The following is a 25928-nucleotide window of genomic DNA, read 5'->3' as shown; positions in this document are numbered from 1 at the left end:
TGTGCTGTGCGTCAGCCGCCGTTGACGTTGTGGGCGATACGGTCGCCGATCTCCTTGTCGATGTTGCGCCAGTACTGCAGCGCACGGTCCAGGACCGGGCGGCTCACGCCCTGCAGCAGGTGCCCGGTGACGTTGGAGACCAGCCGGTCGCGGGCCGCCTCGTCCAGGACCTGGCGGACCATCGTGTGCGCCTGGCCGAAGTCGTCGTCCTCGCGGTGCAGCCGATAGGCCTCCCGCACCATCTCGCCCGCCGTGTGCCAGCCGGCCGGGTCGCCGAACCGCTGGACGTCCGCGGCCGGTCCGCCGTAGGAGTTCGGGGCGTACGGCCGCGCGGTGCGCGCGGGCTCGTAGCGCATCGGGCCGTCCTTGGCGTAGGAGCGCACGTCCACACGAGGCCGGTTGGGCGGCAGCTGGGCGTAGTTGGGGCCGATCCGGTAGCGGTGCGTGTCCGGGTAGGAGAAGAGCCGGCCGAGCAGCATCTTGTCCGGGGACGGGCCGATACCCGGCACCATGTTGGACGGCTCGAACGCGGCCTGCTCGATATGGATGAAGTAGTCCTCCGGATTCTGGTCGAGCGTCATCCGGCCGACCTCGATCAACGGATAGTCGCCGTGCGGCCACACCTTGGTGAGGTCGAACGGGTTGAACCGGTAGTCCGGCGCGTCGTCGAAGGGCATCACCTGGACGTACATCGTCCAGGACGGGTGGTCGCCGCGCTCGATCGCCTCGTACAGATCGCGGCGGTGCACGTCGGCGTCCTTGCCCGCCAGCTCGTCGGCCGCCTCCTGGGTGAGGAAGTCGATCCCCTGGTCGGTCTTCATGTGGTACTTGACCCAGAATCTCTCGCCGCCGCCGTTGACCCACATGTAGGTGTGGGAGGAGTACCCGTTCATGTTGCGGTACGTCTTCGGGATGCCCCGGTCGCCCATGAGCCACGTCACCATGTGCGCGGACTCGGGGGACAGGGTCCAGAAGTCCCACTGCATGTCGTTGTTGCGCAGCCCGGTCACCGGGTGGCGCTTCTGGGAGCGGATGAAGTCCTGGAACTTCTGCGAGTCACGGACGAAGAAGACCGGTGTGTTGTTGCCGACCAGGTCGTAGTTGCCGTGCTGGGTGTAGAACTTCAGCGCGAAACCTCGCGGGTCGCGCCAGGTGTCCGGGGAGCCGAGCTCACCGGCGACGGTGGAGAAGCGTGCGAGCATCTCGGTGCGCTTCCCCGGCTGGAACAGGTCGGCCTTGGTGAACTGGCTGACATCGTTGGTGACTTCGAAGGTTCCGTACGCGCCACTGCCCTTGGCGTGTACCACCCGCTCCGGTACCCGCTCCCTGTTGAACTGGGCCATCTTCTCGATGAGGTAATGGTCCTGGAGCAGGATCGGGCCGTCGGGGCCGACGGTGAGCGAGTGCTCGTCGCTCTCCACCGGGATACCCGCATTGCTGGTGGTGTAGGGAACCGACTGGGGTGCCTGCGTCACGAGCGTCCTCCCGTCGTACAAAAGGGGTCGGTCAGGTCGCTTCGCTCACCCCAGCAGTCAACTCCTACGACGGGAGGTTGGCAACTTTTGGACTGAGTCCAAGACCGGCATCGTTCTACTGCCGCTCGGCCCGTCCTTGCCGCTCAGCCCCTGTTCAGCTCGAACCAGACCACCTTCCCGGTGCTCAGCCGGGTCGCACCCCAGCGCCGGGCCAGGCGGTTGACCAGGTACAGACCGCGGCCGCCCTCGTCCGTGGCGCGGGCCTGCCGCAGCCGCGGCAGCTGCGGAACGTCGTCGCCCACCTCGCAGCGCAACACATCGGTGCGCAGCAGCCGCAGCGTGACGGGACGCGACGCATAGCGCACCGCATTGGTCACGACCTCACTGACCAGCAGCTCCACCGAGTCCGTCAGCTCCTCCATGCCCCAGTGGGCGAGCGCACGGCGGGCGAGCCGCCGGGCCCGGCTCGGGGCCGCGTCCTCGGGATCGAGGACCCAGTACGCGACGTCACTCGGCGCGATCCCGTCGAAGCGGGCGGCGAGCAGCGCGATGTCGTCGTCGCGGTCGCCCGGGCCGAGCATGTCGAGCACCTCGTCGCACAGCGCCTCGAGCGGCGGCGAATGATCGGCGCCGGTGAGCTGGGCGGTGGCGGCGAGCTTCTCCCGCAGCTGTTCTATGCCGGTCCACACGTCCCGCAGCCGCGACTCGACGAGGCCGTCGGTGTACAGCAGGAGGGTCGCGCCGGCCGGTGCGTCCAGCTCCACGGCCTCGAAGTCCACCCCGCCCACGCCGATGGGCGCGCCCGCCGGGACCCGCAGCACCTCCGCCCGGCCGCCGAGGTGCAGCAGGACCGGCGGGGGATGGCCGGCGTTGGCGATGGTGATCCGGTGCGCGACCGGGTCGTACACCGCGTACAGGCAGGTGGCCATGCGGTCCGTGCCGAGCCGCTGGGCCTGCTCGTCCAGGTGGTGCAGCACCTCCTGCGGCGGCAGATCGAGCCCGGCGAGTGTCTGGGCGGTCGTCCGCAGCTGGCCCATGATCGCCGCGGATGTCATGGAGTGGCCCATGACGTCGCCGACCACGAGCGCCACGCGGCTGCCCGGCAGCGGGATCGCGTCGTACCAGTCGCCGCCGACACGGGCGGTCTCTGCGGCCGGCAGATAACGCGACGCCAGCCGGACACCCGTCGGGTTCGGCAGGGTCTCGGGCAGCATCGTCCGCTGCAGTTCGTCGGCGATGTACGCCTCACGGCCGTACAGCACCGCCTTGTCGATGCCGAGCGCGCTGTGCGTGGCGAGCTGCGCGGCGACCAGCAGGTCGTCCGCCTCGAACGCCAGCCGGTCGGGGCGGCGCAGGAAGAGCACGGCGCCGATGACCCTGCGGCGGCCGCGCAGCGGAGCGAGGATCGCCCGCTGGCCCGCGGGGACCATGGTGTCGTCGCCGAGCAGCTCGGGCAGCGCCGCGCGGGCGGCGGGCGCGTCCGCGAAGACCGGACGGACCCCCCGCAGCACCTCGGCGAGCGCACCGCCGGGCCGTACCTCGCACAGTTCGCTGCTCAGGGCCACCAGGCCGGAGCTCTCCGGTACCGGAACCGGAAGGATCCCGTCCTCCAGATCCCGCTCCTGCGGGATCCGGTCGGTGCGCCGCAGGCGCAGTACGAGCGGTCCGGTGGGCCGCTCGTCGCCCACGGGGAGCGGATCGCGCAGATAGACGAGTATCGCGTCGGAGAAGGTGGGCACGGTGGCCCGGCACAGCCCCATCACGATCTCGTCGAGGTCGATGCCGCGGGCGATCCGCCGGGTGGCGGCGCCCACGAAACGCAGCCGGTCCCCGTCACGCCGCATGGGCATGGGGCCGTGCGGCATCGGGCTCTGGCCGGTGCGCCGGTCCTTGCCGCCGGGGGGCGCGGACACACGGTCCTGCTCACCGCCGGGCTGCGCCGGGATGCCCTCCGGAACCGGGCGCGGCCGGTGCGTGCCCGGCTCCTCGGCGGCCGGCTGCGAGTGCTCGGAGCCGCCCGTCGCGGGCAACGGGGAGGAGGTGCCACCGGGGTTGCCCGGCGGACCCTGCTTCGCGCAGGACAGCGGACCGGACGACGGCGCCTCGCCGCCCGCCCGGGTCTGTGCCGGTAAAGCCGTGGCGGGCGGGGTGGGCAGCGGTTCCGGGGTACGCAGGAGCGCCCCGCGGGGGTCCGCAGGGCCGACGCCCTGCTGCGGGCTCTTGTGGGAGGTCGGGTGCTCCGTCACGCGTGTCGAGTCCATCCGTCCGGGGCTGCGCGCCGCGCGTGCAGTTCGTCCCGCCGAGAAGCCGATACCCGGAATACGTGTCCCAGGAACGAAATTCCCGTACGGTCACCCGCCGTACATGATCCACGGGTCGGGCGCGCCGTCCCGGTGTGGTCCTCGTACCCCTCGCTCACGTCCTGCCGCCCCTCGGTGACGTTCGGTCAAGCCCAGCGCATTCTGCGGGAGTTGCTGTTGTGTGCCCTTGCGGAGGACGATCCTACGGTTGTACCGCGGGGGCGCAACAAGGGTCTCATGACGTCATGTACGCGGGAGTACGGTCCCAGTCCCGCGGCAGGGGCGGCACCGGCCAGGACGGATCGGGCCGCCAGTGCTGCCAGTCGTCCGAGAACGGCGCCCCCCAGGCCTCGATCACCGCCACCGCGGACCGTCCCGCGGCCCGTACGCGCTCGGCGAGCCGGGAGTCCATCAGCCCGTCCCGCTGGGCCTGCGTGAACTCGTCCTCGTCCCGCCAGCCCCAACTGCGATCCGGATAGACGCAGATGTCGAGGAAGTGGTCCTCGGAGTCCACACCGCCGGCCCATCGGACCAGCGGCTGCTCCAGGTTCACGTACCAGTTCTTGAACCGCCAGCCGGGCTCCCAGAACAGCCAGACCGACCAGGGCCGGCCGGGACGCGCCAGCTTGAGCACGCCGGTTCCGAACCAGCGGTCGAGCTGCACGGTCCGGCGCCTGGTGTAGCGGGACCCCAGCGGTTCGGCGTGCAGCGGCGTGCCGTCGGTGAAGACGGGCTTCACGCACTCGGTGCCGGGAGCCATCCACACCGCGAGCAGTTCCTCGTCGTCCCTGACGACCGTGACGGGGCGAGCGATGTGGAAGCGTTCGCCGCCGTTCTCCCGGTACCGCCAGAGAATCTGATCCCCCGGGGCCCAGTGCGTCGCCGATCCGCCCGCTTCCGTCCGTCCTACCGCTCCGCCGTCTGCCATGCACAGATATTAGGTGCCCCAGGCATACGACGCTGCGGTCCCCGTCACGGTTCGCATCACGGGCGGGTCAAACGACGGGCGACTACGGATGCGTCATGCGCAGGACGTCGAGTGCCTCGTCGAGCTGCTCCAGCGTCAGGTCCCCGCGCTCCACGTACCCGGATTCCAGGACGACCTGACGGATCGTCCTGCGCTCGGCGAGCGCCTTCTTGGCGACCTTCGCGGCCTCCTCGTACCCGATGTACTTGTTGAGCGGGGTGACGACGGAGGGCGACGACTCGGCGTACTCCCGGGCGCGTTCCCGGTGGGCGACGATCCCGTCGACGGTGCGGTCGGCGAGCAGCCGCGAGACGTTGGCCAGCAGGCGGATCGACTCCAGCACGTTCTTGGCGATGACCGGCAGCATGACGTTGAGCTCGAAGTTGCCGGAGGCGCCCGCCGTGGTGATGGTCGTGTCGTTGCCGATGACCTGCGCGGCGACCATGAGGACGGCCTCGGGGACGACGGGGTTGACCTTGCCGGGCATGATCGACGACCCCGGCTGCAGGTCGGGAAGGGCGATCTCGGCGAGTCCGGTCCTGGGCCCGGAGGACATCCACCGCAGATCGTTGGCGATCTTCGTCAGTCCGACCGCGATGGTCCTGAGCTGCCCGCTGGTCTCGACGACGCCGTCCCGGGCGCCCTGGGCCTCGAAGTGGTTGCGGGCCTCGGTGAGCGGCAGCCCCGTGGCCCGGGCGACCTCGGCGATGACCGCGGCGGAGAAGCCGGGCGGGGTGTTGATGCCGGTGCCGACCGCGGTGCCGCCCAGCGGCAGCTCGGCGAGTCGCGGCAGGGAGGCGTTCAGCCGTTCGACGCCGTATCGCACCTGCGCGGCGTATCCGCCGAACTCCTGTCCGAGTGTGACCGGTGTGGCGTCCATGAGGTGGGTGCGCCCCGCCTTCACGACGTCGGCGAATTCGTCGGCCTTCCGTTCCAGGGAGGCCGCCAGGTGTTCAAGAGCGGGGACGAGGTCGCGGGCGACGGCGGCGGTCGCGGCGATGTGGAGGGAGGAGGGGAAGACGTCGTTGGACGACTGGGAGGCGTTCACGTGGTCGTTGGGGTGCACGTCCCTGCCGAGCCGCTCGGTGGCCAGAGTCGCGATCACCTCGTTGGTGTTCATGTTGGACGAGGTCCCCGAACCGGTCTGGAAGACGTCGACGGGGAAGTGCTCGTCCCATCGGCCCTCGGCGACCTCGGCGGCCGCCTCCCGGATCGCCTCGGCGATGTCCTTGTCGAGCACGCCGAGCTCCGCGTTCACCTTGGCGGCAGCGCCCTTGATCCGTGCGAGCGCCTCGATGTGCGCGCGCTCGATCCGTTGTCCGGACACGGGGAAGTTCTCCACGGCGCGCTGGGTCTGCGCCCGCCACTTGGCGTCGACGGGGACCCGTACCTCACCCATGGAGTCGTGCTCGATGCGGTATTCGCTCATGTCCGGTACAGCGCGGCACCGGGTGCGGTTGTTCCGCGGTGGAGCCGGACGTGCGGGTGATCCGGCGCCCTCGCGGCCGAGGGGCGACGGCCCTTCCGGGAGCGCTCGTCGGAAGGGGCGGGAGCCGGGTGCCCGCGGGGGCGGTCGGCCGTCCCCCGGCGCGGCGGACGGACCGCCGGCCAGGGGAAGGACGGGGTGGCGGGAGCGGAACCGTCCCCGCCCCGGCGTACTACGCGAGCCCGGGGCCGCGGACCGGGATCCGGGTGAAGGTGGGCGGCTCGGCGGGTGCCTGGAAGAAGTCGTTGCCCTTGTCGTCCACGACGACGAACGCGGGGAAGTCCTCGACCTCGATCTTCCAGACGGCCTCCATCCCGAGCTCCTCGTACTCGACGACCTCGACCTTCTTGATGCAGTCCTGGGCGAGGCGGGCGGCCGGGCCGCCGATGGAACCGAGGTAGAAGCCGCCGTGCGACGCGCACGCGTCCGTCACCTGCTTGCTCCGGTTGCCCTTCGCCAGCATCACCTTGGAGCCGCCCGCCGCCTGGAACTGCTCCACGTACGAGTCCATGCGCCCGGCCGTCGTCGGGCCGAAGGAACCCGACGCGTAGCCCTCGGGGGTCTTGGCGGGACCGGCGTAGTAGACCGGGTGGTCCTTCAGGTACTGCGGCAGCTCCTCGCCGGCGTCCAGCCGCTCCTTGATCTTGGCGTGCGCGATGTCGCGCGCCACGACGAGCGGTCCGGACAGCGACAGCCGCGTCTTCACCGGGTACCTGGTCAGCTCGGCGAGGATGTCGTCCATCGGCTGGTTCAGGTCGATGCGGACGACGTCCCCGTCCTGCTCCAGGTGCTCGTCCGTCGTCTCCGGCAGGAACCGCGCCGGGTCCGTCTCGAGCTGCTCCAGGAAGACGCCCTCGGCCGTGATCTTCGCGACGGCCTGGCGGTCGGCGGAGCAGGAGACCGCGATGGCGACCGGGCAGGACGCGCCGTGCCTCGGCAGGCGCACCACGCGCACGTCGTGGCAGAAGTACTTGCCGCCGAACTGCGCCCCGATCCCGATCCTCTGCGTGAGCTCGAAGACCTTCTCCTCGAGATCCTTGTCCCGGAAGCCGTGGCCCAGCTCGGAGCCCTCGCTCGGCAGTTCGTCCAGGTAGTGCGCGGAGGCGTACTTGGCGGTCTTCAGCGCGTACTCCGCGCTGGTGCCGCCGACGACGATCGCCAGGTGGTACGGGGGGCAGGCGGCGGTCCCGAGGGAGCGGATCTTCTGCTCCAGGAACCTCATCATGGAGGCCTCGTTCAGGACGGCCTTGGTCTCCTGGTAGAGGAACGACTTGTTGGCGCTGCCACCGCCCTTCGCCATGAACAGGAACTTGTAGGCGCCGCCGTCCGTGGCGTAGAGCTCGATCTGCGCCGGCAGGTTGGAGCCGGTGTTCTTCTCCTCCCACATGGTGAGCGGAGCCATCTGCGAGTACCGCAGGTTCAGCCGGGTGTACGCGTCGTAGATGCCGTGGGAGAGGGCCTTCTCGTCCTCGCCCCCGGTGAGGACCTGCTGACCGCGCTTGCCCATCACGATCGCCGTGCCGGTGTCCTGGCACATCGGGAGCACGCCCGCCGCGGCGATGTTCGCGTTCTTCAGCAGGTCCAGCGCCACGAACTTGTCGTTCGAGGACGCCTCCGGGTCGTCGATGATGCGCCGCAGCTGGGCGAGGTGCGCGGGCCGCAGATAGTGCTGGATGTCGTGGATCGCCTCTTCGGCGAGCTTGCGCAGCGCCTCCGGCTCGACCTTGAGGAACGTACGCCCGTCGGCCTCGAAGGTGGAGACGCCCTCGGAGGTCACCAGCCGGTACGGCGTGGTGTCCTCTCCCGTCGGGAGCAGATCGGTGTACGCGAACTCAGGCATCTCGCCCATTCCTCACTAGACAGGCCGTGTTTTCGTGGCTCGGTGCACCTCCGGGGCGCGGTGGACCCGTGCCGGGCGACCGGCCGCACCCGGCTCCTGCGTGTCGGGCTTCGGCGCGCTTCCCCGGGCTCTCGCCTTGCTCGAGCAGGGGACCTCGGTCTCCCAGCGCAGGCGCGTCCCTCGGCTCACTCGCCGTGGCTGGCCTCCGTTGGCAGCGCTCACCAGCGTAGAACCTGGCACTCGCGGTGAACCTGTGAGGTAAGGCTCAGTCGGCCGGGCGGAGGGTGCCGGTCCGGCCCGCGGGTTCTCCACAGGGCGTGCCGGGGGGTAGTCGCGATCTATCGCGTTTCGGTACGCTGCTGCCGTGGACCTTCACAAGAGCCCTGCCCCGACGGGCCGCGGGCCCGTGCCCGCGACCGAGCTGCGCTGTTCGGACGCCGACCGTGACCGCATCGCCGACATCCTGCGCGACGCCCTCGCCGAGGGGCGCCTCACGGCGGAGGAGCACGCCGAGCGCGTCGAGGGCGTGCTGAACGCCAAGACGGTCGGGGAGCTGGACCTGTTCGTCCGCGATCTGCCCGCGGCGCACGCGCGCCGCACCACCGCGGCATACGCCCCACCGGGGCGCCCCGCCCCGGGCACGGTGCCTGCCGAGCCCGACGCGAACGTGGTGGCGGTCTTCAGCAGCGCCATGCGCAAGGGCCGCTGGCGTCCCGGCCGCCGGCTGCACGCCTACGCGATCTTCGGCAGCGTCGAGATCGACCTCAGCGAGGCGATCTTCGAGTACCAGCAGGTCGTGATCAAGGCGATCTCGGTCTTCGGCGATGTGACGATCCGTGTCCCGGAGAACATCACGCTGCGCGGCACCGGCGGCGCCGTCCTCGGCAACTTCGAGGTGAGTCCCCTCGATTCCGGCGAGCAGAACGCACCCGTCGTCCATGTGGACGGACTTGCCGTGCTCGGGAACGTGGAGGCGCGGCCCAAGCGGGGCAAGCTGGTCGCCGACATCCTGGACCGTGTGTCGGACAAGGTCGACAAGGCTCTGCGCAGGCACCTCGACCGCTGACTCTTGTGCCTCGCGCGCGTCCCCGTCCGGACGGACGTTTCCCCATGTCGTGAACACCCCCTGCATCAGCAGCCGTTGGGGACGCAGTGCATAGGCGTGCGCACAGCGGGTAGGCCTTGCTGCATCGTCTCTCGCTCGCGAAGCCGTCGTCAGGAGTAGACCGTGCTGCAACCGCCGCATTCGTCCCTGCAGGTCGCTGCCATCCCGCACCAGCGAGTGCCGGTGCGGGACAGGAACCAGGACGCCCCGTGGCATACGGAGGCGGTGTGCCGGCGGGACGAGGCCGGCCTGTTCTTCGCCCCCTCCAAGGAGCCCACCGCGGCCCGGTTGTCCCGCGAGGAGGCGGCCAAGCGGGTCTGCGCGCGCTGTCCGGTGATGGTGGAGTGCCGCGAACACGCGCTGGTCCAGCCTGAGCCGTACGGGGTCTGGGGCGGTCTCACGGCCGCCGAGCGCCGTGTGGTCCTCGCCCGGCGCCGGCGCCGGGACATGGAGCTCAAGCAGGCCGCACGAGGGACGATAGCCGCGGCCGGCTAGGAGCGCGCGGGCGGCGGCCCATCGGCCGGCGGGCGCGCCGAGGGCGGGCCCGGGGTGGAAGCGCGCGGTGGGCCCGACGACGCAGGCCCTGGGCGCGGCCGGACTCCCGGCACGCCTTCCGCGTCCGGGTCGGGCTTTCACCGCCCGCGCACCGCCCCCGGATACGGCGGAGGGCGCCCTCTCCGCACCGAGGGCGCCCCCGACCTGATCCGCCCGGCGAGCCGGGCCGCGATCACTGCGCGCGGTCGAAGTCCACCGTGCTGTACGCACGCAGCTTGCTCAGCTTGTGCACCGAGTCGATCCGGCGGACGGTGCCGGACTTCGAGCGCATCACGATCGAGTCGGTCGTGGCGGTCTCGGAGCGGTAGCGCACCCCCCGCAGCAGCTCGCCGTCGGTGATGCCGGTGGCGACGAAGAAGACGTTCTCGCCGGAGACCAGGTCGTCCGTGGTCAGCACCCGGTCGAGGTCGTGCCCGGCGTCGATCGCCCGCTGCCGTTCCTCGTCGTCCTTGGGCCACAGCTTGCCCTGGATGGTGCCGCCCAGACACTTCACGGCACAGGCCGAGATGATGCCCTCGGGTGTGCCGCCGACACCGAGCAGCAGGTCGATGCCGGTGCCCTCGCGCAGCGCCAGGATCGAGCCGGCCACATCGCCGTCCGAGATCAGTTTGATACGTGCGCCGGTGTCCCGGACCTCCTTGATGAGACTCTCGTGGCGCGGCCGGTCGAGGATGACGACGGTGACGTCCTCGGGCGCGGACCGCTTGGCCTTGGCGACTCGGCGGATGTTCACCGAGACCGGGGCGTCGATGTCGACGAAGTCGGCCGCCTCGGGCCCGGTGACGAGCTTGTCCATGTAGAAGACGGCCGACGGGTCGAACATCGTGCCGCGGTCGGCGGCGGCCAGCACCGCGATGGCGTTCGGCATGCCCTTGGCGGTGAGCGTGGTGCCGTCGATCGGGTCGACGGCGATGTCGCACTCCGCGCCGGTACCGTCGCCGATCCGCTCCCCGTTGAAGAGCATCGGGGCTTCGTCCTTCTCCCCTTCGCCGATGACGACGATGCCGTTCATCGACACGGTGTGGACGAGGTTGCGCATGGCGCGCACCGCGGCGCCGTCGGCTCCGTTCTTGTCCCCGCGGCCGACCCAGCGGCCGGCGGCCATTGCGGCGGCCTCCGTGACGCGGACCAGTTCGAGGGCGAGGTTGCGGTCGGGTGCCTCGGAGGGAACTTCGAGTTCGGACGGCAGATGATGATTCTCGGTCATCGGAGCGCACCTTTCTGATACGACGACGGCCGGATGAGGGTGTGCCCACGACTCTATCGCCGGGCAGACAAAATGAGCAGGGGGGCCCACGGATGAGCGGACCGTCGTACCTGCGACGATAGGGGCGTGGCAGGTACGAACGGCAAGCAGAAGACGGTCCGGGGCATGCTTCTCTCCCTGGGTGTGATCGGGCTGATGGCGGGTGTCATCTACCTTTTCCTCCCGCACGACGACCACGCTCCCGATCTCCAGCGGGTCGACTACCGGGTCGAGCTGCTCACGGCTCGTCGCGCGGCGGCCTACCCGGTGGCGGCGCCCGAAGGCCTGCCCGGCACCTGGAAGGCCACCTCGGTGCGCTTCCAGGGCGAGCCGTTCGACGCCTGGCACCTCGGCTTCCAGGACCCCACCGGTCAGTACGTGGCGATCGAGCAGTCCACTCAGAAGCCGTCCGCTTTCATCGACGAGGCCAGTCAGGGCGGACACGGGACCGAGGTGACCCAGAACATCGGCGGCCGTACCTGGCAGCACTACACGGGCGGCCGCTACGACGCGCTCGTGTTCAAGGACAAGGGCTCCACGACCGTGGTGGCCGGGACGGCGTCGTTCGCGCAGCTGACGAAGATGGCCCAGTCGCTGAAGACCGGGTGACGGCCGCGGGGCCGTGCTCCGCGGCGGCCCTGCACGGGCCGGTACATGAGGAGGGCCCCGGCGTCATCGGCGGGGGCCTCCTCATGTGTGCGCAGTCTGCTCGGCCACGGCGACGCCCCGGTCGAACTCCGGACCTCGATGTCCGGACGGGTCGTCGGCTCGGCGATGAGCCCCTGCGAGGTGAACGCTAACCCCATTAAGTTCAAACTTCAATCAACGAGCCCGTGATGCGTGACATCACACCGCTCGCAGGGGCCGCCCCCGCGGCCGACGCCACAAACCGCCGACACGGTCACCCGGAGCCCTCGGCGCCCCCGTCGTCGTCCGCGTCCTCCCGGTCCTCGGCGAGCGCCGCGTCCAGCCGCTTCCGGGCTCCCTCCAGCCACGTCCGGCACACCTTGGCCAGTTCCTCGCCCCGCTCCCACAGCGCCAGGGACTCCTCGAGCGTCGTGCCCCCGGCCTCCAGCCGCCGTACGACCTCGATCAGCTCGTCCCGTGCCTGCTCGTACCCGAGTGCCTCGTCCGTCTTGCCGGTCATGCGCCCACCCTAGATCTCTGCCCGTACCGTGAACTCGCCCTCGGCGACCCGCGCCCGCAGCGCCTCGCCCGCCGACACCTCCTCCGGCGCCCGGACCACGTGCCCGTCGGCCCTCTGCAGCACCGCATAGCCCCGCTGGAGCGTCGCGGCCGGCGACAGCGCCACCACGCGTGCGTGGGTGTGCGTGAGCTCCGACTCGGCCCGGTCCAGCAGATGCCTCAGCGTGCGCCGGCTGCGGTCCACCAGCGCGGCCACCTGCTCGGCCCGCTCGTCGACCATGCGGTGCGGATCCTCTATGCAGGGCCGCGCCAGCGCATGGGCCAGTCCTCGCTCCTCGCGCTCGACGAACGCCAGTACGCACCGCCGCGCCCGGTCCCGCAGCGCGTGCACACGCTGCAGCTCCTCGCCGACGTCGGGCACCACCTTCTTGGCGGCGTCGGTCGGGGTGGAGGCGCGCAGATCCGCGACGTGGTCCAGCAGCGGATTGTCCGGCTCGTGTCCGATGGCCGACACCACGGGAGTGCGGCAGGCAGCCACCGCCCGTACGAGCTGCTCGTCGGAGAACGGCAGCAGGTCCTCCACGCTGCCGCCGCCGCGGGCCACGATGATCACGTCCACCTCGTCCAGCGCGTCCAGCTCCTTCACGGCCTGGACGACCTGGGGCACGGCGTGCACCCCCTGCACGGCGACGTTGCGCACCTCGAAGCGGACGGCGGGCCAGCGGTGCCGTGCGTTCTCCAGCACGTCCCGCTCGGCCGCCGAGGCCCGGCCGCAGACGAGCCCTACGAGCTGCGGCAGGAAGGGCAGCGGCTTCTTGCGCTCGGCGGCGAACAGCCCCTCGGCGGCCAGCGACTTCTTCAGCTGCTCCAGCCGCGCCAGCAGCTCGCCCACGCCCACGGGCCGTATCTCCGCGGCACGCAGCGAGAGCTGTCCGCGCGGGGCGTACCACTCGGGCTTGGCGTGGACGATGACGCGGGCGCCCTCGCTGACGACATCGGCGACGGCGTCGAACACCTGGCGGTAGCAGGTGACTCCGACGGAGATGTCGTACGACGGATCGCGCAGGGTCAGAAAGACGACCCCGGCGCCGGGCCGCCGCGACAGCTGCGTGATCTGTCCTTCGACCCACACGGCTCCGAGCCGGTCGATCCATCCGCCGATGAGCCGCGACACCTCACCGACGGGCAGCGGTGACTCCGCGGACGTGTTGACAGCCATGCGCCGAGGGTAACGGCCCGGACCGACATCGCCGGTCGGCACAACCTCTCCCCGGGGAGGCGATCTGCGGGCCCGGACACGGCCTTACGATGGTGCGCATGACCGCTTCGCCTGGCCGCCGTGTTCTGCTCGCCGCCCCCCGGGGCTACTGCGCTGGTGTCGACCGTGCCGTGATCGCCGTCGAGAAGGCCCTGGAGCAGTACGGGGCCCCCGTGTACGTCCGCCACGAGATTGTCCACAACAAGTACGTCGTGCAGACCCTGGAGAAGAAGGGCGCGATCTTCGTCGAACGGACGGAGGAGGTGCCGCCGGGCAACATCGTCATGTTCTCCGCCCACGGCGTCGCGCCCACGGTCCACGAAGAGGCGAAGCGCGGCAGGCTCGCCACCATCGACGCGACCTGCCCGCTGGTCACCAAGGTCCACAAGGAAGCCGTCCGCTTCGCCGATGAGGACTTCGACATCCTCCTGATCGGGCACGAGGGCCACGAGGAGGTCATCGGCACCTCCGGCGAGGCGCCCGACCACATCCAGCTCGTGGACGGCCCCGCGGACGTCGCCAAGGTCGAGGTGCGCGACCCGTCGAGGGTCGTCTGGCTCTCCCAGACCACCCTCTCCGTCGACGAGACCATGGAGACGGTCGACGCCCTCAAGGAGCGCTTCCCGCAGCTGATCTCCCCGCCCAGCGACGACATCTGCTACGCCACCCAGAACCGCCAGCTCGCGGTGAAGCAGATGGGCGCCGAGGCGGACCTGGTGATCGTGGTCGGTTCCCGGAACTCCTCGAACTCCAAGCGGCTCGTCGAGGTCGCCAAGCTCGCGGGTGCGCAGGAGGCGTACCTCGTGGACTTCGCCGACGAGATCGACGAGGCGTGGCTGGAGGGCGTGTCCACGGTCGGGGTGACCTCGGGTGCCTCGGTCCCTGAGGTCCTGGTCGAGCAGGTCCTCGAGTGGCTGTCCGGGCGGGGCTTCGAGGACGTCGAGATCGTCAAGGCGGCAGAGGAGTCGATCACCTTCTCGCTGCCCAAGGAACTCCGGCGGGACCTGCGTGCGGAGGCCGCCGAGCTGGGCCCGGACGCCACCGGCGACAACTGACGGCCTCGAAGATCGGGAAGAACCCGTAGCCCGTACGCCGTACCGTGGTGCCCATGCAGATCTTCGGCGTGGACATCGGTGGATCCGGAATCAAGGGCGCTCCCGTGGACCTGGAGCGGGGCGTCCTGGTGGAGGAGCGCTTCAAGGTGCTCACCCCGCACCCGGCGACGCCCGACCTGGTGGCCGACGGGGTGAAGGAGGTCGTCGGTCACTTCGGGTGGACGGGACCGATCGGCGTGACATTCCCCGGGGTCGTCACCGGCGGCTCCACGATCCGTACTGCGGCGAACGTCGACAAGAGCTGGATCGACAAGGACGCGCGTGCCCTGTTCAGCGAGCGGCTGGGCGGGCTCGCGGTGACCTTGCTCAACGACGCGGACGCGGCGGGCGTGGCCGAGATGGAGTTCGGCGCGGGCCGCGACCGCCGGGGCACCGTCATCGTGCTGACACTGGGCACGGGCATCGGCAGCGCCCTGTTCGTGGACGGTGTACTCGTCCCGAACACGGAGCTCGGTCATCTGGAGCTGAACGGGCACGACGCCGAGAAGCGCGCGTCCACGAAGGCCAAGGAGGACCACGAGCTCACGTGGGAGCACTGGGCCCGCCGGGTGCAGAAGTACCTCGCGCACGTGGAGATGCTGTTCTCGCCCGAGCTGTTCGTCATCGGCGGAGGCGTCAGCCGCAAGTCCGAGAGGTTCCTGCCCCTGATCGAGGACATCAAGGCGGAGATCGTCCCGGCCCAGCTCCAGAACAACGCGGGAATCGTGGGCGCGGCGATGCGAGCCGCCAAGCAGGAGTGACCGCTGCGGCGGGACGCTCGGACCGTCCGGCGGTGCGGGGCCGGGACGGTCGGGTCACGCCGTCCGGCGGCGCTGTGCCGCCCGGCGGCGCAGCATCCTCATCCTGCGTACGGTCGCGATGACACCGGCGACGAGCGTCCCGCCGTACAGCCAGCCGGCCTGCGTGGCGAGCCCGGTGACCAGCCCGACCAGATGACCGCTGAGCCCGTCACCCCCGTCGGCGACGGTCAGCAGACCGATGGCGAAGGCGATCGGCACCGACACGGGTGCGGCCACCAGGTCGCCGACCCGCACCCACAGCGCGGTCAGCGCGGCCACCGGCAGGAACAGGACGCCGTAGAGCGTGAGCGACGAGTCGAACAGCAGCCGGTCGACAGCGCCGATCACCGGCATCACGGCGGCGCAGAACAACCCGCCGCCCAGCCCGGTGAGCCGGGGGCCGGGCAGGCGCCGTACCGGCGGGACGGGCGGCGGGGCGTTCCGTCGCGCAGGTGTCGGCCGCCGCTGCATGTCGCCGTGGTCGGCCTGACGCGCCACGGAGGGGCCGGCCCCTGCTGGGGGGCCGCCGGGCCGGGCGGCCGGACCGGGCCGCGCGGGCGCGGCCGGGTCCCGTCGGCCCTGTGGGGGAAGGGGCGCACCGCGTCGCGGTCCGTCGTGAGGGGGTCGCGTCCTGTGTTGCTCCACTGGACCAACTTAGGTCGGTTTATGTGTGGAATGACCGTTCAGACACGCCGATGGCGAGACCTTGGCCAAGCGTTCGATACGCCGCCGGGGTGGGGTTCCGGTACGCCGTAGACTGGGGGATCGTCCCACACCCGCTCCTGACGGACCCGGGTTTCTACCGCCCCGGTCCAGTCCTCCACCTCACGTACGGGAAGTCGCAACGTGTCGCTCACGATCGGAATCGTCGGTCTGCCCAATGTCGGCAAGTCGACCCTGTTCAACGCCCTGACCAAGAACGACGTGCTCGCTGCCAACTACCCGTTCGCCACGATCGAGCCGAACGTCGGCGTCGTGGGCGTCCCCGACGCCCGACTCGGCGAGCTGTCCGCGATCTTCAAGTCGGAGCGGATCCTCCCGGCGACGGTGGACTTCGTCGACATCGCGGGCATCGTCCGGGGTGCGAGCGAGGGCGAGGGCCTGGGCAACAAGTTCCTCGCGAACATCCGTGAGTCGGACGCGATCTGCCAGGTCATCCGTGCGTTCAAGGACGAGAACGTCGTGCACGTGGACGGCAAGGTCTCGCCGAAGGACGACATCGAGACGATCAACACCGAGCTGATCCTCGCGGACCTCCAGACGATCGAGAAGGTCCTCCCGAGGCTGCAGAAGGAGTCCCGGATCAAGAAGGACGTCGCCCCGAAGGTCAAGGCCGTCGAGGAGGCGAAGGAGATCCTGGAGAAGGGCGACACGCTCTTCGCCCACGGCATCGTCCAGGGCAGCGAGCGCGCCGAGCTGCTCCACGACCTGCACCTGCTCACCACCAAGCCCTTCCTCTACGTCTTCAACGTCGACGAGGACGAGCTGATGGACGACGCCTTCAAGGACGAGCAGCGCGCACTGGTCGCCCCCGCCGAGGCGATCTTCCTCAACGCCAAGCTGGAGGCGGACCTCGCCGAGCTCGACGAGGACGAGGCGCTCGAGCTCCTCCAGTCGGTCGGCCAGGACGAGCCGGGTCTCGCGACCCTGGCACGGGTGGGCTTCAACACCCTGGGTCTGCAGACCTATCTGACGGCGGGCCCGAAGGAGTCCCGCGCCTGGACGATCAAGCGGGGCGCGACCGCGCCCGAGGCGGCCGGTGTCATCCACACCGACTTCCAGAAGGGCTTCATCAAGGCGGAGGTCATCTCCTTCCACGACCTCGTCGCCACCGGCTCGGTCGCCGACGCCCGCGCCGCCGGCAAGGCCCGCATGGAGGGCAAGGACTATGTGATGCAGGACGGGGACGTGGTGGAGTTCCGGTTCAACGTGTGACCGTTGCGTCGCCCTGCGCCGGACGGCTCGTCGCGCGCGCAGGTCAAGGGGTCGGGTTCCGGTGAATCCGGCCCCTTCGCCGTCCCGTACCGGCCCCGGTGCCGAGTGCCGGGGGTGTCCGGCCGCCTGTGTGACTGAACGGTCGCCCATTGTTACTTTCATTGGGTGCAGGATATCCTGCGCCCAATGAAAGCTTCGCCGAGTCTGCTTCCCGTCCTGCGTTCGCGTCTGCAGGGCGAGCTCCTCGCTCTCCTCCTCCTGCATCCGGAACGCGAGTACAACATCACCGAGCTCGCGGCAGACTTCGGTGTGACGCCCACGACCGTCCTGCGTGAGGTCGACCGGTTGATCGGCGGCGGCATCCTGACGGACCGGCGGGTGGGGCGAAGCCGCCTCGTCCGGGCCCGGACGGACACCGCGCTGTACCGCCCGCTGAGTGACCTCATGTCTGTCTCGTTCGGTCCCTTGCCCTTGCTCTCCGAGACGTTGGCGGACGTCGCAGGGGTACGGCAGGCGTTCATCTACGGCTCCTGGGCGGCACGCTACAACGGCGAGTCGGGCCCGCCCCCCGCCGATGTCGATGTCCTCGTCGTGGGCGACCCTGATCCCGACACTCTTTTTGATCTCGCTGAGGAGGCGTCTCGGCGGCTACGTCGCGAGGTCAACATCCACCGGGTCTCGGCCGAGGCGTGGTCCGCCCGCACCGACGATCCGTTCCTCACCAGCGTTCGCGAGCGTCCGCTGATCCGGTTGAACCTCGAGCGGGAGGCGTGATGGAGCGTTGGAATCAAGGACGGGCGACGATCGACGCGCTCCTCAGCGGTGGTGCGCTCGAGCGAGTACCCGCTTCCCGGCAGGCCGCCGAGGCGGAGTTGGTCCGGTCGCGAACGCATGTGGGCTCTGCGCGGCGGTTGACGGCAACGGACCCGGAAGGCGCGTACACACTGGCGTACGACGCCGCGCGCAGAGCCTTGGCGGCCGTATTGCAGAACCAGGGCCTGCGCGCCACGAGCCGCGGCGGGCACATCACGGTCTATGAGGCCGTCCGTGCACAACTCGATCCGCCGCTGGGCCCGTGCTGCGCCCTTTCAACCGCATGCGTGCCCGGCGCAACGAGGTGGAGTACCGATCGTCCGAGGCTCCCGCGGTGACTCCGGAGGAGGTTGCAGCCGACGTGTCCAAGGTGGAGGCGCTCATCGAGCTCGCGGAGAAGGCAATCCCGAAGATGCCGCGCTACTGAGGACCGGTCGATCGAGGGCCGGTCGTCCCCTCCATCGGTGCTGATTCCGAGCCGAAGCCGGTCGGAGGGGGCCGGGCTCCGGTGAGCCCGGCGCCTCGGCCTGATCACCGCGGACTCGCGGCGCCCGGATCGGCCCCTGTGCAGGAGCCGGTGCGGGTCCGAGCCCCGCGGGGTGCCCGCCGTCGCCCGCCGCGGGCACCGGCCCACACACGACCGGTACGGCCCGGTGGCGGGTGAAGTCGCGCGGCCCGTCGGCTAGTGGTTAGCCTGAATTCACGCTGTGGCACCGATGAGGCGCCCCCGGCGACGGGGCGGCAGGACCGCCCTGTTCGCGAGCGACGGCCGGCCCCATCGGGATGACGGCGTCACACCTTCATAGTCCGCCGGGCCCCGGGGCCCCGTGGCGACCTTCATGTCGTGCGGTCGAGAGCGCACTTCGCGGCCGGCCGGTTCCGTGGTTCCGGCTCCACGAGGACGACGCCGACCCGTGCGGCGATGCCCGTAGCCCTGCATCTGCTCGACGGGCAGCAGCACACCCCGCCCCTTCGATCCGCCGGCGGCCGTGGTCGGGACGCGCCCTCGTGGTCACCCGACCGGGCCGGGACGGCATTCACAGAGGGAGAATCCGATGACCGAGAGGCACGCGCGGACCCCGGCGACCCCCGGCGTCCTGCTGGACCCGCTGCGCAACCGCGGAGTGGCCTTCGTACCGGAGGAACGCGAGACCCTCGGTCTCACCGGGCGCCTGCCCGCCGGAGTGCTCACCCTGGACCAGCAGGCTCGGCGTGCCTACCAGCAGATGGAGATGCAGGGTACCGACCTGGCCAAGAACGTCTATCTGGAACAGCTGCACGACCGCAACGAAACCCTGTACTTCAAGGTTCTCACCGAGCACCTGGCCGAATTGCTGCCCATCGTCTACGACCCCACCGTGGGCGAGGCGATCGAGAAGTACTCCCACGAGTACCGGCGCCCACGCGGCATCTTCCTCTCCATCGACCGGCCCGACGACATGGAGAAGGCCTTCGCCACGCTCCAACTCGGCCCCGAGGACGTGGACCTGATCGTGTGCACGGACGCGGAGGAGATCCTGGGCATCGGCGACTGGGGCGTGGGCGGGATCCAGATCTCGGTCGGCAAACTCGCGGTGTACACGGCGGCCGCGGGCATCGACCCGAGCCGTGTCGTCGCGGTGTCGCTGGACGTGGGCACGGACCGCAAGTCGCTGCTGGAGGACCCGCTGTACCTGGGCAACCGGCATCCCCGCACGCGCGGCGCCGAGTACGACGCGTTCATCGAGCAGTACCTGGAGACGGCGTCGTCCACGTTCCCCGACGCCCTTTTGCACTTCGAGGACTTCGGGCCCAGCAATGCGCGCCGGATCCTGGAGCAGTACGGCGGCCGCTACCGGATCTTCAACGACGACATGCAGGGAACCGGCGCGATCACGCTCGCCGCCGCGCTGGCCGCCGTCAAGGTCGCCGGTGTGCGGATGCGGGACCAGAGGCTGGTCGTCTTCGGCGCAGGGACCGCCGGTGTGGGCATCGCCGACCAGCTGCGCGACGCGATGATCCGTGACGGCGCAGAACCGGAGCAGGCCGTCTCCCAGGTGTGGCTCATCGACAAACAGGGGCTGCTCACCCGCGACATGACCGATCTGCGCGACTTCCAGCAGACCTACGCACGCGATCCGGCCGAGGTCGCCGACTGGGCGAGGGACGACGGAGCGATCTCGCTGCTGGAGACGGTCCGGCGGGCCGAGCCGACGATCCTGCTGGGCACGTCCACTGTGCACGGCGCCTTCACGCGCGAGGTCGTCCGGGCCATGGCCGAGGGGACCGAGCGGCCGATCGTCTTCCCGATCTCCAACCCCACCTCCCGGATCGAGGCCATGCCCGCCGATGTCATCGCCTGGTCCGAGGGGAAGGCGCTCGTCGCGACGGGCATCCCCGTCCCGCCGGTGGACTATGGCGGAGTGACCTACCGGATCGGGCAGGCCAACAACGCACTGCTGTACCCGGGACTGGGACTGGGCACGATCGTCTCCGGGGCGTCCCAGGTGACCGCCGGAATGCTGCTCGCGGCCGCGCGGGCGGTCGCGGACCAGGTCGACGTGTCGGGGCAGGGCGCCTCACTGCTGCCGTCCGTGGAGAACCTCCGGGAGTCCTCGGCGATCACGGCGACCGCGGTGGTCGAGGCGGCGCTCGAGGACGGTGTGGCCACCTGCAAGCCGACGGACATCGGGGAGGCCGTCCGGGAGGCCATGTGGCAGCCGGTCTACACCGATGGAGCGACACGATGAGCAGACAGCACTCCGCCACGGACCGGGCCGGGCCCGCCGATGACGACCGGGCCCCGAGGATCCTCGACATCCCCGTGGGACTGCACGCGGTCGGCACACGGCGGGAGACCGACTCGATGGGCGCCATCGACGTGCCCGCGGACCGCTACTGGGGCGCCCAGACACAACGGTCGCTGATCCACTTCTCCATCGGGGACGACCGCATGCCCAAGGCCGTCTACCACGCCTACGGCCACGTCAAGAAGGCCGCCGCCTCGGTCAACGGGCGCGCGGGGCGGCTCCCCGCCTGGAAGGCCGACCTGATCCGGCGGGTGGCCGACGAGGTCATCGAGGGCGGACTGGACGACAACTTCCCGCTGTACGTGTGGCAGACGGGGTCCGGGACGCAGTCCAACATGAACACCAACGAGGTGATCAGCAACCGCGCCATCCAGCTGGTCGGCGGGGAACTGGGCAGCAAGTCGCCGATCCACCCCAACGACCACGTCAACATGGGGCAGTCCTCCAACGACACCTTCCCCACGGCGATGCACATCGCCGCGGTCAAGGTGATCCACGAGCATCTGCTGCCCAGCGTGCAGGAACTGCGACGGGCCATCGAGACGAAGGCACAGCAGTGGCACGACGTGGTGAAGATCGGCCGCACCCACCTGGAGGACGCCGTACCGCTCACCGTCGGACAGGAGTGGTCCGGCTACGCCCACCAACTGGGCCAAGCCGTCGACCGGGTCACCAGGTCCGCCGAGGGCCTGTACGAACTCGCCATGGGCGGCACCGCGGTGGGCACCGGCCTCAACGCCCCGCCCGGCTTCGGTGAACAGGTCGCCGCCGAGATCGCCACCGCTACCGGCTGTCCGTTCACCACCGCGCAGAACAAGTTCGCCGCCCAGGGCGGCCTGGACGCCATGGTCGGGGCCTCCGCCGGACTGCGCGCCCTGGCCGTGCCGTTGATGAAGATCGCCAACGACATCCGCTGGCTGGCGTCCGGACCCCGTTGCGGTCTCGACGAACTCATCCTCCCGGCGAACGAGCCGGGCTCGTCGATCATGCCGGGCAAGGTCAACCCGACCCAGTGCGAAGCGATGGTCATGGTCTGCATCCAGGTGCTGTCCGAGGACGAGGCGATCGCCTTCGCCGGCACCCAGGGCAACTTCGAACTCAACGCCATGCGCCCGGTCATCATCAACAACTTCCTGCACTCGGCGACGATCCTCGGCGACGCCTGCACCAAGTTGCGCGAGTTCTGCATCGAGGGCACCCGGCTCCACCGCGACCGGATCGAGGAATACGTCGACCGGTCCCTCATGCTGGTCACCGCGCTCTCGCCCGTGATCGGCTACGACAAGGCCTCCGCGATCGCCCACAAGGCCGACGACGAGGACACCACCCTGCGCGAGGCCGCACTGGCCTCGGGTTACATCACCGCCGAGGACTTCGACCGGATCGTCCGGCCGGCCGCCATGGTCGGTCAGACGTGACACGGGTCGAGGGCGGCGCGGCGTCGGCCAGGTCCGGGACGGTGCCCCCGGCGTCCGGTCAGTGGGGGCTCGGCGTCGGCAGTTCGAACCACACGGTCTTCCCGCGCCCGCTCGGCGAGTTGCCCCACGCCGAGGCCAGCGCCGACACGATGACCAGCCCGCGCCCGCCCTCGGCCTGGTCCTCCTCACGGGGCACGGTCACGGCCGCCGCGGGGTGCGGATCGCTGTCACGGACCTCCACGCGCAGGCGCTCGGGATACTTCCGGACGTATACGTACACGTCGCTGTCGCCGTGGACCAGGCCGTTGGTGACGATCTCCGACAGAAGCAGTTCCTCGTCGTCGGCCATGGAGGACAGGTCCCACCCCGCCAGCCACTCGCGCAGAAGTCTGCGGGTGCGCCGCGCTCCTTGAAGATCGCGTCTCTGGATCCTCAACTGACGCACATTGCGCTGGGCTTCGGCCGAGGGCCCTTCGTACGCCACCAGGAGCAGCGCGGCGTCGTCGGGGCACCGCCGGGGCGAGTCGCCGAAGCCTCCGATGAGCAGGTCGCCCACGGTCTCCAGGTTCCCGGGGTCGTGGAAGGCCGCGCCCACCGCCCTCGGGTCGACATCGCCTCCGAGCCCCGCCAGCCCGTCCGTGTAGAAGGCGAGCAGTGTGCCCGGCTCGAGTTGGAGATCCGTCACCTGGAACGTCGTCCCGGGGTCGATGCCGAGGGGCATCCCGGCGTCGAGACGAACGGTGGGCATGCGGCCGTCGGCCATGCGCAGCAACGGCGGTGGATGCCCGGCGGTGGCCATCTGGGCCCTGCCGGTGTCCGGATCGAGCCAGGCGCAGCAGCAGGTGGCGAAGAGGTCGGTGTCCAGGCCGATCAGCAGCTGGTTCGCCCGGGCGAGCACGACGCCGGGGTCGTGCCCCTCGGTCGCGTAGGCCCTTACCCCGCTGCGCAGTTCGCCCATCACGACGGTGGCGGCCGTGTTGTGGCCCTGGACGTCCCCGATCACCATCACCAGCCGGCCCTCGGGCAGCCTGATGAGGTCGTACCAGTCCCCGCCGAGCTCGATCCCGCTGGTCGCCGACGTGTATCTGCTGGTGCTCACCACCCCGGCCGGCTGGGGCAGTACGGGTGGCAGCAGGGCGTGCTGCAGGTCGTCCGCCAGCGCATGCTGGACTTCGTGCATCCGGGTCCGTTCCACCGCCTGACCGACCGCGGTGGCCAGCGCCGTGAGGGTGCCCTGCTCGGAGACGATGTCCGCGCGCTGCACATCGAACGCCATCGACAGGGTGCCCACCGCTCTCTCTTCGGCCAGCAGCGGCAGGATCACCCAGAAGTACTGCCGGTCGCGGAGTGGTTCGGGCAGTCGACCCGCCGGTCCCGCGTCGCCCGGGCCGTAAAGGATCAGGTGCTGCCGGTCGATCGCCTCCGTCTCGGGCGTCGGCCGCGTGAGCGGTGAGCCGTCCACTGCGCGTACGAATTCCCTGGCACAGCCCGAGGCGCTCGCCACGCGGAACCGGTCCCCGTCGACCAGGCCGAAGACGGCGGCCCTGGCCTGGAATCCGTCCATGACGCGTTCCATGGAGATGTCCACGACGTCCCGGATGTGCACCGTCGTCGCCAGGTACGTGGCGAGTTTGTGCAGGTGGTAGATCAGCGGAGTGGTCGACGGGGTGAGGGTCTCGGTTCCCGCGCCCCGGCCCTCCACGGCGAAGACGTGCGGTATCCGGGGCGGAGCCATCGACGCCCCCTGATCGGCCAGCAGGTCCAGGTCACGGGCCAGCGCCGAGGCCGCGGCGGCCAGTCGTTCCCGCTCCCGCCCGCTGGACTCGTCGCACACACTCAGCCAGAAGGCCGTGAGCGTGCCGAAGCGGCGGGTCGGCGAGAAGAGCGGCGCCGCCGCGGCCTCCAGCGGGAAGGGGGCCACGACCGTCAGGTTCGGATGGCCGGGCACGATGTCCACATGCCGTGCGGTCTCCACACGGCCCGACCGCCACGCCCGTGACGACGGCAGGCTCATGTCGCCCAGGGGTATGTGCTCGAGCGATCCCACTCCCGTCGTGGTCACCGCCACGACCGCGGCACGCAGATCGGGGGCGCCCGGCACCTTCAGGAAGACGGCCGCCGCCGCCGCGCCCATGTCGACGACGAGCCTCTCGGCCGTGGTGACCAGGAGCTGCTCCCGGTCCCGCGCGGCGAGGGGTGCATGGGTCGAACTCGGCGGGATGGGCTCGTACCGTTCCATCTCTTTCGCCGCCCCACTGCCGTCGGCGGGATAGTGCGCCCATTTTACTTCTGCTTTGCATGCAGTGCGCCCCGGACACCGGGCCTGTGGGCCTTCGGGCTCGGGAGGGCGTCGTCGAACCGCGGTCGGTGCGCGGTCGACGCCACGGTCGGCGGCGCTATCGGCCGTGCCGCCCCGAAGGGATCGCCGGTCGCCGTGATCTCTTCGCCGCCGACACCCTGGCGGTGCTCGCGCCGTTCCTCGGGGCCCGGCCCCCCTTGCGGGGGATCCGCCGTCGATCGCTCTCGTAGGAGCCACCGGCATGACCGTATGTCAGGTCCTGCCGCGTGGTCCTCGGCGAAGCGGCGCCTCGCCGTGCGCCGTGGGCGGCGGCCGTCGTCGTCGGCGGTGCCGTGCTGATCGACCGCCGTTTCCCCGGCGGCCGCCCGTGCCCCAGGACGGGCCCCGCCCGGGGTGCCGCCGGGCCGGGGCGGGCGGCACGATCGTTTCCGCGGGGCGGGCGCCGGGTCCTCCGCGTTCGCCGCGGGGCCGGGGTGCGGCCGGGATCCGCCGGTGGACTCAGCCGAGGTCGGCGATCTGCCTCCCGAGGTCGAGTTCCGCGCCGTTCGGCTGCTGCAGGCCGCGTTCGAACAGGCGCTGCGCGCGGTGCGCGTTCTCGGGGCGTCCCGCCGTGGCGAAATAGGTGGTCAGGGCCGTTCCGAACTCCTCGGTCGGTATCGGCGCGGCCGAGTCGGTGAGGTGCTTCGTACCGGTCACCGCGACCTTGTCGAAGCCGGCGATGCGGCGTGCGAAGGTGTCGACGAAGTCGTCCAGCTCCCCCTCGGGCAGGACGCGGTTCACATAGCCGTACTCGGCGGCGAGCTGCGCGGGGAAGTCGTCGCCCCCCAGCAGGATCTCCATCGCGCGGCCCCGCCCGACCAGCCGGGCGAGGCGCCCCATCGGATTGCCCCCGGGCACGGCGCCCACGCCCACCTCGAACTGCCCGAGGACGGCGTTCGGCCCGGCGAAGCGGATGTCGGTGGACAGGACGAACTCGCTGCCCGCTCCCCGCACGCGGCCGTCGATCGCCGAGATCGTGACGGCCGGCACCTTGCCGAGCCGGAGGAGGTTGTCCGCGTACGGGTGAAGGCCGCTCGGGCCGGGCTTCATGGCGGCCACGCGGGCCGTGTCGGCCAGGAAGTCCCAGTGCGCCATGAAGAAGTCGGGGTTCTCGCTCCGGAACACCACCACGGTCAGATCGGGATCCTGCTCGATACGGGTCAGCAGTTCGGCCAGCTGCTCGATCGTGTCCACGTCGATGAGATTGACCGGCCCGTTCGTGAAGGTCACCTTCCAGTAGGACGGCGACACCACGTCTGTCCGGAACTGGGTTTCGTTGCTCATGGCTTCGGACCCTAGAGGGTTGACTTTAAAAATGCAATCCAGGATCTGGGGTCCTTCGAGTGAGACGAAGTCCGGCCGA

Annotated in this window: 21 protein-coding genes; 10 read left to right on the top strand and 11 right to left on the bottom strand. The window is 70.5% G+C overall.

The genetic code is table 11. From position 1 onward, the window contains the following. Positions 1-11: 11 nt before the first annotated feature. The 5 genes from RCR19_RS13955 to RCR19_RS13935 form a co-directional block, all read right to left on the bottom strand. Complete coding sequence (locus RCR19_RS13955; RefSeq protein WP_331265450.1) at positions 12-1475, bottom strand: catalase; 1464 nt, start codon at positions 1473-1475, stop codon at positions 12-14. A 143-nt stretch (positions 1476-1618) separates the two neighbouring features. Then, the gene (locus tag RCR19_RS13950) at positions 1619-3736 is read right to left on the bottom strand and encodes a SpoIIE family protein phosphatase (protein ID WP_331265449.1); all 2118 of its coding nucleotides are present in this window, start codon (positions 3734-3736) and stop codon (positions 1619-1621) included. 274 nt (positions 3737-4010) lie between these two features. Beyond that, on the bottom strand, positions 4011-4703 hold the full coding sequence (locus RCR19_RS13945; RefSeq protein ID WP_331265448.1) for a DUF402 domain-containing protein: 693 nt from the start codon (positions 4701-4703) through the stop codon (positions 4011-4013). 82 nt (positions 4704-4785) lie between these two features. Continuing rightward, positions 4786-6171 carry a class II fumarate hydratase gene (locus RCR19_RS13940; RefSeq protein WP_331265447.1) on the bottom strand — a complete coding sequence of 462 codons (1386 nt, stop codon included), beginning with the start codon at positions 6169-6171 and terminating at the stop codon, positions 4786-4788. Positions 6172-6400: 229 nt separating this feature from the next. Next, positions 6401-8068, bottom strand: coding sequence for a fumarate hydratase (locus RCR19_RS13935; protein ID WP_331265446.1), 1668 nt, complete (start codon positions 8066-8068; stop codon positions 6401-6403). A gap of 364 nt (positions 8069-8432) precedes the next feature. Here RCR19_RS13935 and RCR19_RS13930 point away from each other — a divergent pair, with 364 nt between their 5' ends. Further along, positions 8433-9134 carry a DUF1707 domain-containing protein gene (locus RCR19_RS13930; RefSeq protein WP_331265445.1) on the top strand — a complete coding sequence of 234 codons (702 nt, stop codon included), beginning with the start codon at positions 8433-8435 and terminating at the stop codon, positions 9132-9134. Positions 9135-9296: 162 nt separating this feature from the next. Beyond that, entirely contained in the window at positions 9297-9668 is a 372-nt protein-coding gene (locus RCR19_RS13925) for a WhiB family transcriptional regulator (protein WP_331265444.1), read from the top strand. A gap of 232 nt (positions 9669-9900) precedes the next feature. On the opposite strand, the gene glpX is transcribed toward RCR19_RS13925, so the two are convergent. Next, positions 9901-10935, bottom strand: a complete 1035-nt coding sequence (gene glpX, locus RCR19_RS13920) for a class II fructose-bisphosphatase (RefSeq protein WP_059129104.1) — start codon at positions 10933-10935, stop codon at positions 9901-9903. Positions 10936-11061: 126 nt separating this feature from the next. Between glpX and RCR19_RS13915 the strand changes: the two genes are divergently transcribed. After that, a complete protein-coding gene (locus tag RCR19_RS13915; RefSeq protein ID WP_331265443.1) occupies positions 11062-11583 on the top strand; it encodes a DUF4245 domain-containing protein in 522 nt (173 codons plus the stop codon). A 292-nt stretch (positions 11584-11875) separates the two neighbouring features. On the opposite strand, the gene RCR19_RS13910 is transcribed toward RCR19_RS13915, so the two are convergent. Continuing rightward, a complete protein-coding gene (locus RCR19_RS13910; protein WP_331265442.1) occupies positions 11876-12121 on the bottom strand; it encodes an exodeoxyribonuclease VII small subunit in 246 nt (81 codons plus the stop codon). Between the two features lie 9 nt (positions 12122-12130). Further along, positions 12131-13339 carry an exodeoxyribonuclease VII large subunit gene (gene xseA, locus RCR19_RS13905; protein WP_331265441.1) on the bottom strand — a complete coding sequence of 403 codons (1209 nt, stop codon included), beginning with the start codon at positions 13337-13339 and terminating at the stop codon, positions 12131-12133. An 89-nt stretch (positions 13340-13428) separates the two neighbouring features. Between xseA and RCR19_RS13900 the strand changes: the two genes are divergently transcribed. Continuing rightward, complete coding sequence (locus RCR19_RS13900; protein WP_331265440.1) at positions 13429-14433, top strand: 4-hydroxy-3-methylbut-2-enyl diphosphate reductase; 1005 nt, start codon at positions 13429-13431, stop codon at positions 14431-14433. A 53-nt stretch (positions 14434-14486) separates the two neighbouring features. After that, complete coding sequence (gene ppgK, locus RCR19_RS13895) at positions 14487-15233, top strand: polyphosphate--glucose phosphotransferase (protein WP_331265439.1); 747 nt, start codon at positions 14487-14489, stop codon at positions 15231-15233. Positions 15234-15287: 54 nt separating this feature from the next. Here the strand turns inward: ppgK and RCR19_RS13890 are convergent, their stop codons facing one another. After that, positions 15288-15917 (bottom strand): DUF6542 domain-containing protein, encoded by a 630-nt coding sequence (locus RCR19_RS13890; protein WP_331265438.1) that lies wholly within the window; start codon positions 15915-15917, stop codon positions 15288-15290. Positions 15918-16118: 201 nt separating this feature from the next. On the opposite strand from RCR19_RS13890, the gene ychF reads away from it, so the two are divergent. The 5 genes from ychF to fumC all read left to right on the top strand — a co-directional run bounded on the left by ychF (position 16119) and on the right by fumC (position 22227). After that, complete coding sequence (gene ychF / locus RCR19_RS13885) at positions 16119-17207, top strand: redox-regulated ATPase YchF (RefSeq protein ID WP_331265437.1); 1089 nt, start codon at positions 16119-16121, stop codon at positions 17205-17207. Between the two features lie 186 nt (positions 17208-17393). Continuing rightward, positions 17394-17981: an ArsR family transcriptional regulator gene (locus RCR19_RS13880; protein WP_331265436.1), complete on the top strand. Its 588-nt coding sequence runs from the start codon at positions 17394-17396 to the stop codon at positions 17979-17981. Positions 17982-18282: 301 nt separating this feature from the next. After that, positions 18283-18447, top strand: a complete 165-nt coding sequence (locus RCR19_RS13875; RefSeq protein WP_331265435.1) for a hypothetical protein — start codon at positions 18283-18285, stop codon at positions 18445-18447. A 628-nt stretch (positions 18448-19075) separates the two neighbouring features. After that, positions 19076-20749, top strand: coding sequence for an NAD-dependent malic enzyme (locus RCR19_RS13870; protein ID WP_331265434.1), 1674 nt, complete (start codon positions 19076-19078; stop codon positions 20747-20749). After that, positions 20746-22227 (top strand): class II fumarate hydratase, encoded by a 1482-nt coding sequence (gene fumC, locus RCR19_RS13865; protein ID WP_331265433.1) that lies wholly within the window; start codon positions 20746-20748, stop codon positions 22225-22227. The genes RCR19_RS13870 and fumC overlap by 4 nt, the downstream gene beginning before the upstream one ends. Before the next feature lie 58 nt (positions 22228-22285). On the opposite strand, the gene RCR19_RS13860 is transcribed toward fumC, so the two are convergent. Continuing rightward, the gene (locus tag RCR19_RS13860) at positions 22286-24466 is read right to left on the bottom strand and encodes a SpoIIE family protein phosphatase (RefSeq protein ID WP_331265432.1); all 2181 of its coding nucleotides are present in this window, start codon (positions 24464-24466) and stop codon (positions 22286-22288) included. 558 nt (positions 24467-25024) lie between these two features. Continuing rightward, positions 25025-25849, bottom strand: a complete 825-nt coding sequence (locus RCR19_RS13855; RefSeq protein ID WP_331265431.1) for an enoyl-CoA hydratase/isomerase family protein — start codon at positions 25847-25849, stop codon at positions 25025-25027. Positions 25850-25928: the final 79 nt, after the last annotated feature.

Source organism: Streptomyces sp. WAC07094 (assembly GCF_036320405.1).
GTDB classification, from domain to species: Bacteria; Actinomycetota; Actinomycetes; order Streptomycetales; family Streptomycetaceae; genus Streptomyces; species Streptomyces lannensis.
The sequence above is the reverse complement of the archived record's forward strand: the minus strand, read 5'-3'. Positions and strand labels throughout refer to the sequence as shown.

Coding starts and splice junctions, on each gene's coding strand:
- RCR19_RS13950 (WP_331265449.1), bottom strand. CDS start 3,736: ATGGACTCGACACGCGTGACGGAGCACCCGACCTCCCACAAGAGCCCG.
- RCR19_RS13945 (WP_331265448.1), bottom strand. CDS start 4,703: ATGGCAGACGGCGGAGCGGTAGGACGGACGGAAGCGGGCGGATCGGCG.
- RCR19_RS13940 (WP_331265447.1), bottom strand. CDS start 6,171: ATGAGCGAATACCGCATCGAGCACGACTCCATGGGTGAGGTACGGGTC.
- RCR19_RS13935 (WP_331265446.1), bottom strand. CDS start 8,068: ATGCCTGAGTTCGCGTACACCGATCTGCTCCCGACGGGAGAGGACACC.
- glpX (WP_059129104.1), bottom strand. CDS start 10,935: ATGACCGAGAATCATCATCTGCCGTCCGAACTCGAAGTTCCCTCCGAG.
- RCR19_RS13910 (WP_331265442.1), bottom strand. CDS start 12,121: ATGACCGGCAAGACGGACGAGGCACTCGGGTACGAGCAGGCACGGGAC.
- xseA (WP_331265441.1), bottom strand. CDS start 13,339: ATGGCTGTCAACACGTCCGCGGAGTCACCGCTGCCCGTCGGTGAGGTG.
- RCR19_RS13900 (WP_331265440.1), top strand. CDS start 13,429: ATGGTGCGCATGACCGCTTCGCCTGGCCGCCGTGTTCTGCTCGCCGCC.
- ppgK (WP_331265439.1), top strand. CDS start 14,487: ATGCAGATCTTCGGCGTGGACATCGGTGGATCCGGAATCAAGGGCGCT.
- RCR19_RS13880 (WP_331265436.1), top strand. CDS start 17,394: ATGAAAGCTTCGCCGAGTCTGCTTCCCGTCCTGCGTTCGCGTCTGCAG.
- RCR19_RS13870 (WP_331265434.1), top strand. CDS start 19,076: ATGACCGAGAGGCACGCGCGGACCCCGGCGACCCCCGGCGTCCTGCTG.
- fumC (WP_331265433.1), top strand. CDS start 20,746: ATGAGCAGACAGCACTCCGCCACGGACCGGGCCGGGCCCGCCGATGAC.
- RCR19_RS13860 (WP_331265432.1), bottom strand. CDS start 24,466: ATGGAACGGTACGAGCCCATCCCGCCGAGTTCGACCCATGCACCCCTC.
- RCR19_RS13855 (WP_331265431.1), bottom strand. CDS start 25,849: ATGAGCAACGAAACCCAGTTCCGGACAGACGTGGTGTCGCCGTCCTAC.